This is a genomic window from Chryseosolibacter histidinae (assembly GCF_018598225.1).
In the GTDB taxonomy this organism is placed as follows: domain Bacteria; phylum Bacteroidota; class Bacteroidia; order Cytophagales; family Cyclobacteriaceae; genus Chryseosolibacter; species Chryseosolibacter histidini.
The window spans coordinates 1-10,369 of the sequence record NZ_JAHESF010000029.1; the positions used below are offsets into that span (position 1 = coordinate 1).

Genomic DNA, 10,369 nt, shown 5'->3' on the forward strand with positions numbered 1-10,369 from the left:
ATGTATACGCCGCCACTCACCACAATGATGTTGCAGAGCAGGGCTGTTGGTCTGATCGTTTCGTAATGTACGCCCATCACGGCCAGCAGGGCCAGGTAGCTTGAGCCGCCGCCAAAACCTACGGAAGCGTAAATGAGTGCGATGGAAAAAAAGCTGACGATGAGAATGAGAAGGTCTGAGTTCATTGATTATCCGCCGATGGTAGACATGGATTCGTGTACCTGCTGATGGTCCGTTCTTCTCTGCTCAGCCTCGAATCCGTTTGCCGCGCGTTGATGGAAGGCGGCGATCAATTTTGATCTCACTTCTTCATCTGTGGCGCCTGAACGCATCAGGTCCCTGATGTTCATCACGCCGTTATCGTACAGGCACGTTTTCAGGATGCCTTGTGCCGTTACCCTGACCCGGTTGCAGGTGCCGCAGAAAGTACGGCTGAAGGCTGCAATGACGCCTACATCGCCGGCGTATCCGGGAATTTTATAATTGTAAGAAGTGGAGTGCGCATCGTCCCTGATCTTTTCGATGTTGGGATGTTGTGACCGGATGTGCTCCAGGATTCTGTTGTAGGTCCAGGTGAGCTTCGGGTAGTGGCTGCCTTCGCCGTTGAAGGGCATCTCTTCGATGAACCTGACAGAGACAGGATGTTCTTTTGTCAGCTCCAGCATGGGCAGGATGTCTTCGGTGTTCTTGCCTTCCATCACCACGGCGTTGATCTTCACGGGGATGTTTTGCTCGAGCAGGAGGTTCAGTGTTTTGAAGGTGTTATCAAATTCATCCCGTAAGGTGATCTGTTTGAATCGTTCCCGGTTCAGCGTATCGAGGCTCAGGTTCACCGAGGCGACGCCGAGCCGTTTTAGTTCCGGAATATGGGGCGCGGTAAGAATGCCGTTGGTGGTGATGTGGAGATCGCGTATACCGGGGATCTCTACGATCCTCCTGATCAGCTGCATCAGGTCATTTCTTACAAACGGTTCTCCTCCTGTTAACCTGACCTTTGACACACCCATGGCCGCCATCGTTGTTACCAGTCGTTCGATCTCTTCGAAGGTGAGCAGCTCTTTTTTCGGAAGGTATTTTATACCCTCCGCAGGCATGCAATAGAAACACCGCAGGTTACACCGGTCCGTAACCGCCAGCCTCAAATAGTTTAATGGCCTCCCGTGATTGTCGTAGATCGTATTCACTGCGTTATTTCCTTCCGTATACATCGAACAGGATTAACAGGATTTGCTGGATGAATGCCTATCCGTAGTCCCTTCAATCCTGTCTAAAGATAAAAGGTTTAATTTAGTTATCCTGCAATCCTGAAAATCCATTATCCATTTAATCCTGTTAATCTAGTCAATCCTTTAATCCTGGTTATATTTGGCCCTGGAACGCAATGTTTTAATTATGGAAGTCACGTCAAGATACAAGGTAAGAGCTTTCGGTATTACGAAAGACATCATTGGGGGGAAGGAAACGGTGGTTGAGATGGAGGGGAGCACAGTAGGTGAATTGAGGCGGTACCTTGTCTCAAGGTATCCGTCGCTCACGGGACTGCGGTCGCTTTTTATCGCGGTGAATCACACCTATGCTGAAGATGCCCAGGGTTTGAGCGAAGCCGATGAGATCGCCCTCATACCCCCGGTTAGTGGGGGGTAAGGCCGGTTCAAAAAGCGTATGTGTAGAGCGATCGCCTGGCGCAACCGGCAAGCGTTCCTCATTTATGAAGTTAATCCTTGATATTTGGTGGTGATATGCCTACATTGACATAACACCGTTTAATGTAAATCAACCTATCTGCTTATGATCAAAATCACAGAAAAAGCAATTGATGTACAGAAGGTCATCGATACTGCCTGCAGCCTGGGAGCTGGGGCAGTAAATGTTTTTATAGGTACCGTTCGCAATACAGCGCATGCCAAGAATGTGCTGTGGCTGGAATATGAAGCATATGAATCCATGGCTGTGGCGGAGATCAAAAAGATCGTCGACGAGGCGTCTCACCGATGGCCATTGCTGGGTTCGGGCGTTAGCCACCGCATCGGAACATTGAAGCCGGGAGAGGTATCTGTAGTGGTAGCGGTTTCAACACCGCACAGGCGTGATTCTTTTGAGGCGTGTCAGTTTATTATCGATAACCTGAAGGAGAAGGCACCCATCTGGAAAAAAGAAGTATTCGAAGATGGTGAAGAATGGATCTCAGCTCAACCGGTTCGCGCCGTTGAAGCTCAGAGCTGATAATAGATAATGATGCTCGTAGTGACCACAACGATGGATACCACCAGCGCTGTGACCAAAATGAGAATGAGATTTCTATTAATGGGATTCGATAAGATGTCGGAATTTGAATTTTTGCTCACGGTTTTCATAAAGCCAAGGGGATTAGACACTATCAGAACAAAGGGGAACAACAATCGTTCCCTTTTTCATTTTTATAAACACGTCACTTCCGTGGCCACGATCATCAGGCCCCGATCGTTTTGCCTGAAAAAAGAACGATTTGCTTGAAGCTGCACCTTGAAGAGATCCTTCAACTGCTTATGAAAGAAGAAGTTACTTTCCAACCTTCAACCTGCTCTCAAGCCACGAGCCTTTTCGGGGTTCAGCTGTCTATAAATCCGGTGAAATACGCGTGATGATTTCAGATAAAAGCGGGTCAACATGTCGAACTGTCCCATTATAACGCAGTGGTTATCCGCAGATGGGAATCAGTAGGCGGTAGGCAATCCCGATAGCTATCGGGACCGATCGCAGGCGATCGGGACAGTAGGCAAAGGACGAGTTACAGCCAATTCCGGTAAGCTTCGTATGGAAACGCAGCACAGTCTTGTACCTCAACGCCCGCCCATTGCCTATTGATCATTGCCTACTGCCTACTATTCATGTAGTTCTCCCCCGCAGTGAGGGCAGCGTTTGTACTTCTTCTTGTTGCCGTGAAGGTGGTCGGTGAGTCCTGACGACAAGATACCTGCAGGCAATGCAAACAGGCCGATCCCGAGTATGGCGATGGCGCCGCCGAGGATCCTTCCTAAGGTGGTGCTGGGGATCATGTCGCCATAACCTACGGTGGTAAGCGTTTCAATGCCCCACCACATGGTGGCCGGGATGCTCGAGAATTTTTCGGGTTGCGCGTCGTGCTCCACATAATACATGATCGTGGACACCATCACCAGCAGGAACACGATGAACATCACGCTTAACACGATCTGCTCCTTGCGCTCGCGCAGCACCGCCTGGATCAGGTTCAGCGCTTTCAGGTAACGGGCGATCTTCAGCACCCTGATGAGCCTGAACAGCCTGATCACCCGGATGAACCGGAGGTCAACGGGTACAAGGTTGAGCGCAATGCTGACGTAGTAGGGAAGGATCGAAAAAAGATCGATGATGGACATAGTGGAAATTCCGTACTGCAACCTTTTCAGCCTGAACTTTGCAAACTTCGGATTCTCCGGGGCTGTCCATATGCGTAATGCGTATTCTATGGTGAAGATCACCACCGAGAAGTATTCGATCTCGTGAAAGAAATCGGCATACACCTCGTTGATCTCCTTCACTGACTCGAGGATGATGGCTACGATGTTGAGAAAAATGAGCGTGATCAGAAGAAGCTCGATGGCTTTGGAGGCACGGCTTCCGGAAGCAGACGGTTCGAGCAGGTTAAAAACCCATTTTCTTAATCTCATGTGGCTCAGGTAAGGGGGTTATTCGTTGTTTAAAATTTAAAATCTTTTTTTCCTCCGGTCTTTTCCAACAGCCTCACTTCCCTGATCACGATGTGATGAGACATCGCCTTGCACATATCGTAAACCGTGAGCGCGGCAACCGTAGCTGCCGTGAGCGCCTCCATCTCCACACCCGTTTTGGCCGACAGGGTGGCGGTGCTGGTGATCACAATGTTCTCGCCTTCAGCTTTGATCTCTACGCTGCAATCTTCCAGCCCCAGCGGATGGCAGAGGGGGATCAGGTCTGATGTTTTCTTGGCCCCCATAATGCCCGCCAGGATCGCGGTTTGGAACACGGGGCCTTTTTTGGTTTGCAGCTCCTGCTGATCGATCTGTGCCATGATCTCGCTGCCAACGTGCACAATAGCCTGCGCCCGGGCTGTACGCCGTGTGATCGCCTTTTCCGATACGTCCACCATGGCAGGATTACCGGTGGTATCAATGTGCGTAAGTTTCCTGTTTTTCATCCTAAATTGGGCCCTCCGGGGGGCACTGGATCGCCCGGAACAGGCTAAAATCCAAAATTAACAATATTTTAAAATGATCAGTGTTCAGGAGGCTTCCGCCAGCATTTTATCTCATTTATACAAACCCGATACAAGAAGGGTACCCCTGCAGGAAGCGGTAGGCTCGGTGCTTGCTGAACCCGTTACCGCTGACCGCGATTTTCCTCCGTTCCACCGCGTTACCATGGATGGCATTGCCATCGCCTTCGATGCCTGGGAGAAGGGCAAAAGAACATTCCTCATCGAGGGTACCCAGGCTGCGGGAGAGCCAAAGAAAACACTGACGAGTGCGGAGAACGCCCTTGAAGTAATGACCGGCGCCATGCTGCCAGCAGGCACAGATACCGTTGTGCGGTATGAAGACCTTGCGATCGAGTCACCCAATGCCACGATCACCGTTGATAACATCACCCGCGGACAAAGCGTGCACCGCCAGGGCCAGGACGCCGCCAGCGGTGAGGTATTATTATCGCCGAACATGATCCTTTCCCCCGCCGAGATAGCCGTGCTGGCATCCGTGGGAAAAACGGTGGTGAAAATAAAGAACTATCCGCGTACGGCTGTGATCGCCAGCGGCGACGAGCTGGTGGAGGTGGGGCAGACACCCTTGCCGCACCAGATCAGGCGCTCCAACACATACGCCATCGAAGCAGCCATGAAGACCCTGGGCTGGAAAGGCGACCAGTTTCATCTGCCTGACGACAAAGACACGCTTCGCCGGTCATTGGAAAAGATCCTGAAGCAATACGATAGCGTGATCCTGTCAGGCGGCGTATCGCAGGGCAAGTTCGATTTTATTCCAGGTGTGCTGGAGTCGCTCGGGGTGAAAAAGGTCTTTCACCAGGTGAGCCAGCGGCCGGGGAAGCCGCTCTGGTTCGGAGCATCGCCGGAAGGAAAAACTGCTTTTGCCCTGCCGGGGAACCCCGTGTCAACGTTCATGTGTTTCTACCGGTATATCCTTCCCTGGTTATGGACGAGTCTCGGAATAGAGCCGCGGCAGGAATACGCCGTGCTGGCAGAAGATTTTACGTTTAAACCCCAGCTAACCTATTTTCTGCAGGTAAGTGTTAAAAATGACGGCGGCATGCTGATGGCGTATCCTGATGCTGGGGGCGGATCGGGCGATTTTGCCAACCTGAAGAAGATCGATGGCTTCCTGGAGTTGCCAATGGAACGGTCGGAATTCAAGGCCGGAGAGTCATTACCTTTTATCCCTTTCCGGGCATAGAAAATAGATTAAATTTGCAATTCTTTGGCCACAAAGGCACTAAGAACACCAAGCAATCACAAAGGAATTTCACCTTCGTGTCTTATAAGTGATCTTTGTGTCTTCGTGGCGAACATTCGAAGCAAGGCTTAATACAAGAATTCAGAAAGAACATGTTTGATAATTTAAGTTTAAAACTCGAAAAAGCTTTTCAGACACTGAAGGGCCAGGGCAGCATCACCGAGATCAACGTGGCATCAACCGTGAAGGAGATCCGCAAGGCGCTGATCGATGCCGACGTTAACTTTAAGGTTGCCAAGGAAGTTACTGACGAAATAAAGGAAAAAGCCCTGGGACAGGATGTGCTCACCGCCATCTCGCCGGGACAGTTGCTGATCAAGATCACCAACGACGAGCTCACCACCCTCATGGGCGGGCAGAGCGAAGATATCCGCATCGAGGGCAGTCCGGCCATTATCCTCATTGCCGGTTTGCAGGGTTCGGGTAAAACAACCTTCTCGGGCAAGCTTGCCAACTACCTGAAGAAGCAGGGACGCCAGGTGCTTTTAACAGCGTGTGATATCTACCGCCCGGCGGCGATCGACCAGTTGAAAGTGCTGGGCGAGCAGGTCGGTGTTGAAGTATACGCAGAGCCCGAGAACAAAGACGCGGTGAAGATCGCGAAGGCGGCCATCGAGCACGCGAAGAAAAACAATCACCGCGTAGTGATCGTCGACACAGCCGGACGTCTTGCTGTAGATGAGGAAATGATGAATGAGATCGCGCGGCTGAAGGATGCCCTCAAACCCTCGGAGACACTGTTCGTGGTCGATTCCATGACAGGTCAGGATGCGGTGAACACGGCGAAGGCCTTCAACGACCGTCTCGACTTCAACGGTGTGGTGCTCACCAAGCTCGACGGTGATTCACGTGGTGGAGCAGCGTTGTCTATCAGAAGGGTAGTGGAGAAGCCCATCAAGTTCATCAGCACAGGTGAGAAGATGGAAGCCATTGACCGCTTCTATCCTGATCGTATGGCGAGCCGGATCCTCGGCATGGGTGACGTGATCTCGCTGGTGGAGAAAGCGCAGATGGCTTATGACGAGGAAGAGGCCAAACGACTCAGCAAAAAGATCCGCAAGAACCAGTTCGATTTTAACGACTTCCTTCAGCAGCTGGAGCAGGTGAAGAAAATGGGTAACATGAAAGACCTGCTGAGCATGATCCCCGGTATGGGCAAAGCCATGAAAGGTGTCGACATCGACGATAATTCTTTCAAACCCATCGAGGCGATCATACGGTCGATGACCATGGCCGAACGCGAGAACCCTGACATTATCAACGGAAGCCGCAAGAACAGGATCTCGAAGGGAAGTGGCAGATCGGTACAGGAGGTGAACAACCTGCTCAAACAATTCAATGACATGCGCAAGCTGATGAAGACCATGAACAAAATGGGTGGAGGCAAACGTGCGCTGTCGGCCCTGAATCCGTTTGGACGTTAGTTGTGCGGTTCAATTTTCGTCTGTCCGGTAAAACCTTTCTTTTGATTTATGCGTTTTACCTATAGTTTACAGGTAATTCTTTTTTATACATAAAATGCCCTTCCCGGGATTTCCCGGGAGGGGCTTTTTACATTAAAACCTCTAAATCTGTCCACCATGAGAATTCTGAGGGCTTTTTTTCTGCCGACGGTTGCCGCCAGCATCTTGTTTCTGCCTGTATTCGCACAGGAAAAACCATTGAGCCCTAAAGAAACCGTGAAGGGTGTGGTCGGCGGTGTTGTCACCGAAGTGGTGTACTGCCGGCCTTCAGCGCGTGGGCGGAAGATGGTGGGCGGAAAAGATCCCTATGGTCAGGTGTGGAGAACAGGTGCCAACGAAGCCACTACCATCGAATTTGATAAAGATGTGCTGATAGAGGGGAAGCGGCTTGAAGAAGGTAAGTACGCGCTCTTCACCATTCCCGGAGAAACCTCGTGGACCATTATTTTCAACAAGGGCTGGAAAGATGCCTGGGGCGCATACGACTATAAACAAAGCGACGATGTTCTGCGTGTTACCGTGAAGTCGCAGAAGCCAAAACAATTCGTGGAAACTTTTACCATCACACCTGAGACCGACCGGGTCAGCCTCACCTGGGAAAATTTTTATGTCGCTTTCCGGGTAAAGGCGCAATAACCAACGGTCAAAAAAAATTAACACGAAGGTCATCATGCAAGGGGCTTTTTTTTAGCATATTGGAATAAAAAAAAGGCAATGCACGTCCTGGGGAGATACGACCGGGTAGACTTACCGGAACTCGGGCTTTACAATATCCACGCCAAGGTAGACACCGGTGCATATACCTGCTGCCTGCACTGCCAGAAGGCTGAAGTTATAGATGGCAGGCTTGAATTTATCCTGCTGGACGAAGAACATCCTGAATTTACCGGAATGAAGTTCGTTTTCAGGGACTTCGAAAAAAAAGACATCAAAAATTCTTTCGGCGAAGTTGAAAAAAGGTTTGTCATTGTAACAACCATCAAGATCTTCGAAGAAGAGATCACCGCTGAATTTTCATTGAGCAACAGGGGATCGCTTAAATTCCCGATACTGATCGGGCGCAAGATTTTAAGGGACAGGTTCCTGATCGATGTCAAGAAAAAAAATTTATCTTACAAAGAGAAGCGCAGATTAAAGCGCATGCAGAAGCGCAAAACGCTCTAAACCACTTTCGACTCCTTTTATGAATATTGCTATACTTTCACGCGACGCAAAACTGTATTCTACCAAACGTCTGAAGCAGGCAGGTGAAGATCGCGGTCACAAAGTAGAGGTCATCGACCATATGAAATGTGTGCTCTTTATCGAGAAGAAGAACCCCATGGTATTGTACAATGGAAAACGTCTCGACTATTTCGATGCCATCATTCCGCGCATTGGTGCCTCTGTCACTTTCTATGGTGCGGCCGTAGTGCGCCAGTTCGAGATGATGAAGGTCTTTACAGCCGTGGAATCGCAGGCACTGATCCGTTCACGTGATAAGCTCAGGAGTCTGCAGATCCTGTCGCGTGCCGGGCTGGGTTTGCCAAAGACGATCTTCATGGATTATTCGCGCGATACCGAAGGGGTGATCGAAGCCGTGGGTGGAGCGCCCGTGGTCATCAAGCTGCTTGAAGGCACGCAAGGCCTTGGTGTTGTGCTGGCGGAGAGCAAGAAAGTGGCTAAATCGGTGATCGAAGCTTTTCACGGCATTCATGCCCGCATCATTGTACAGGAATTTATCAAGGAGGCTAAAGGTGCGGACATCCGTGCATTTGTTGTCAACGGCGAAGTAGTGGGTGCCATGCGCAGGCAGGCAAAAGAAGGCGAGTTCCGCTCCAACCTGCACCGCGGTGGAAGCGCCAAAGTAGTGAAGCTCGACCGTCACGAAAAACATGCCGCCATCATCGCGGCCAAAAAAATGGGACTGGGTGTAGCCGGCGTTGACATGCTTCCGTCTGCCCGGGGCCCGCTGATCCTGGAAGTAAATTCCTCACCCGGCCTCGAAGGCATCGAAGGCGCCACCAAGATCGATATCGCCGGTAAGATCTACCAGTTCATTGAGAAGAACGCCAAAAAGAACAAGATCCAGAAGGATAAGGTGAACGCCTGAAACCCTCCTTCGCCAAGGCTACGGCGGGTAACAAGGAGTCAGAAGCCAGGAGCCAGTAGTCAGGAGTCTGGCTACAATGTTGAGGAGCAGAGATTTTAGAGTTTATATCGTATGGCAAACGCTTTACTGAAAGGTAAAGCGTTTTTTATTTCCTGCATTCATTCGAGATCAGCCTGTGAAAGCGAAACCTAACCTCCAACGAAGGGCCTTCTGGCTCCTGACTCCTGGCTCCTGGCTTCTTTTTAATTTTTTGTACCTTTAACCTTTAAAACCTATACCAGACTCATCTTGAAAGAAGTTAACATCGCGGGTCAGGAGATTCGCCCTGGCGAATTCAGGGAAATCAATATTAACATCGCCCGCCTGCCATCCCATACGCAGATCGATACACCCATCTATGTTTCCAGGGCTATGGAAGACGGGCCCGTGCTTGCCCTGATGGCCGGTATGCATGGCGACGAAATCAACGGGATGGAAGTGGTGCGAAGGATCCTCGACCGTGGCCTGCACCAGGTAAAACGCGGGGCTGTGGTATGCATGCCCATCATCAACGTCTACGGTTTTCTCAACTACTCACGCGATGTACCGGATGGAAAAGATGTGAACCGTTCCTTTCCGGGATCGAAGAGCGGCTCCCTTGCCAGCCGGGTAGCCTATCACCTGATGCATGACGTGATCCCCTTCATCGACTACGGAATTGATTTTCATACGGGAGGTGCCATGCGCGCCAACTATCCCCAGGTGCGTGCCGTGCTGCGCGATGCCCTGAACGTAGACCTCGCCAATGCTTTCAGCGCACCGTTCACCATCGATGCCCCGTTCAGGCCCAACTCCCTTCGCCGCGAAGCTTCGCGCAAAGGCAAGAACATCATCGTTTATGAAGGAGGGGAATCGCTACGCTTCGACACACAGGCCATCGAAGAAGGTGTCTCCGGCACGCTGCGACTCATGAAGCACCTCAACATGATCGACTGGGCCCCTGAGCCGAAAGAACAGAACCGTGTGATCTGGACAACCTCGTGGGTACGCGCTAAACACGCAGGACTTTTTCAACCCAATGTGCAATGTGGCCAGCTGGTACACAAAGGCGAGTGGGTTGGCACCATCACCGATCCCTTCGGTGAATTCAAGGAGCAGGTGAAAGCCCATGAGACGGCCTACGTGATCGGCATGAACAACAGTCCCGTGATCAATGCCGGCGATGCGCTGATGCATTTGGGCATGGACAATTATTGCAAGCTTGAGCAGGCGAACGAGGACTGAAAGGCAACAGCCCGTTTAACTCAAATTCATGTCCAAAAGTAGTAACGCTG

Annotated in this window: 12 protein-coding genes and 1 pseudogene; 8 read left to right on the forward strand and 5 right to left on the reverse strand. The window is 50.9% G+C overall.

Translation table 11 applies throughout. The annotated features are described in order from the left end of the window. Positions 1 to 185: pseudogene (locus tag KK083_RS22790) on the reverse strand (sulfite exporter TauE/SafE family protein); the annotation flags it as partial. A gap of 3 nt (positions 186 to 188) precedes the next feature. Beyond that, entirely contained in the window at positions 189 to 1,208 is a 1,020-nt protein-coding gene (gene moaA, locus KK083_RS22795; protein WP_254167874.1) for a GTP 3',8-cyclase MoaA, read from the reverse strand. Positions 1,209 to 1,392: 184 nt separating this feature from the next. Here moaA and KK083_RS22800 point away from each other — a divergent pair, with 184 nt between their 5' ends. Both KK083_RS22800 and KK083_RS22805 read left to right on the forward strand, forming a co-directional pair. Continuing rightward, positions 1,393 to 1,644: a MoaD/ThiS family protein gene (locus KK083_RS22800; protein ID WP_254167876.1), complete on the forward strand. Its 252-nt coding sequence runs from the start codon at positions 1,393 to 1,395 to the stop codon at positions 1,642 to 1,644. A gap of 144 nt (positions 1,645 to 1,788) precedes the next feature. Further along, on the forward strand, positions 1,789 to 2,223 hold the full coding sequence (locus KK083_RS22805) for a molybdenum cofactor biosynthesis protein MoaE (RefSeq protein ID WP_254167878.1): 435 nt from the start codon (positions 1,789 to 1,791) through the stop codon (positions 2,221 to 2,223). Here the strand turns inward: KK083_RS22805 and KK083_RS22810 are convergent. The 3 genes from KK083_RS22810 to moaC form a co-directional block, all read right to left on the reverse strand. Then, entirely contained in the window at positions 2,214 to 2,354 is a 141-nt protein-coding gene (locus tag KK083_RS22810) for a hypothetical protein (RefSeq protein ID WP_254167879.1), read from the reverse strand. The two genes, KK083_RS22805 and KK083_RS22810, sit on opposite strands and share 10 nt — an antisense overlap. Before the next feature lie 507 nt (positions 2,355 to 2,861). Further along, positions 2,862 to 3,668, reverse strand: a complete 807-nt coding sequence (locus KK083_RS22815) for an ion transporter (protein WP_254167880.1) — start codon at positions 3,666 to 3,668, stop codon at positions 2,862 to 2,864. A gap of 29 nt (positions 3,669 to 3,697) precedes the next feature. Beyond that, positions 3,698 to 4,174: a cyclic pyranopterin monophosphate synthase MoaC gene (gene moaC, locus KK083_RS22820; RefSeq protein ID WP_254167881.1), complete on the reverse strand. Its 477-nt coding sequence runs from the start codon at positions 4,172 to 4,174 to the stop codon at positions 3,698 to 3,700. A 73-nt stretch (positions 4,175 to 4,247) separates the two neighbouring features. On the opposite strand from moaC, the gene KK083_RS22825 reads away from it, so the two are divergent. From KK083_RS22825 to KK083_RS22850, 6 genes are all read left to right on the forward strand, one after another. Next, a complete protein-coding gene (locus KK083_RS22825; protein WP_254167882.1) occupies positions 4,248 to 5,441 on the forward strand; it encodes a molybdopterin molybdotransferase MoeA in 1,194 nt (397 codons plus the stop codon). A gap of 152 nt (positions 5,442 to 5,593) precedes the next feature. Beyond that, on the forward strand, positions 5,594 to 6,925 hold the full coding sequence (gene ffh / locus KK083_RS22830; protein WP_254167883.1) for a signal recognition particle protein: 1,332 nt from the start codon (positions 5,594 to 5,596) through the stop codon (positions 6,923 to 6,925). Between the two features lie 156 nt (positions 6,926 to 7,081). Further along, positions 7,082 to 7,600, forward strand: a complete 519-nt coding sequence (locus KK083_RS22835) for a DUF2911 domain-containing protein (protein ID WP_254167884.1) — start codon at positions 7,082 to 7,084, stop codon at positions 7,598 to 7,600. A 78-nt stretch (positions 7,601 to 7,678) separates the two neighbouring features. Then, positions 7,679 to 8,128 carry an ATP-dependent zinc protease family protein gene (locus tag KK083_RS22840; RefSeq protein ID WP_254167885.1) on the forward strand — a complete coding sequence of 150 codons (450 nt, stop codon included), beginning with the start codon at positions 7,679 to 7,681 and terminating at the stop codon, positions 8,126 to 8,128. 19 nt (positions 8,129 to 8,147) lie between these two features. Next, entirely contained in the window at positions 8,148 to 9,056 is a 909-nt protein-coding gene (rimK, locus tag KK083_RS22845) for a 30S ribosomal protein S6--L-glutamate ligase (RefSeq protein WP_254167886.1), read from the forward strand. 288 nt (positions 9,057 to 9,344) lie between these two features. Continuing rightward, complete coding sequence (locus KK083_RS22850; RefSeq protein WP_254167888.1) at positions 9,345 to 10,319, forward strand: succinylglutamate desuccinylase/aspartoacylase family protein; 975 nt, start codon at positions 9,345 to 9,347, stop codon at positions 10,317 to 10,319. The last annotated feature ends 50 nt before the right edge of the window (positions 10,320 to 10,369 follow it).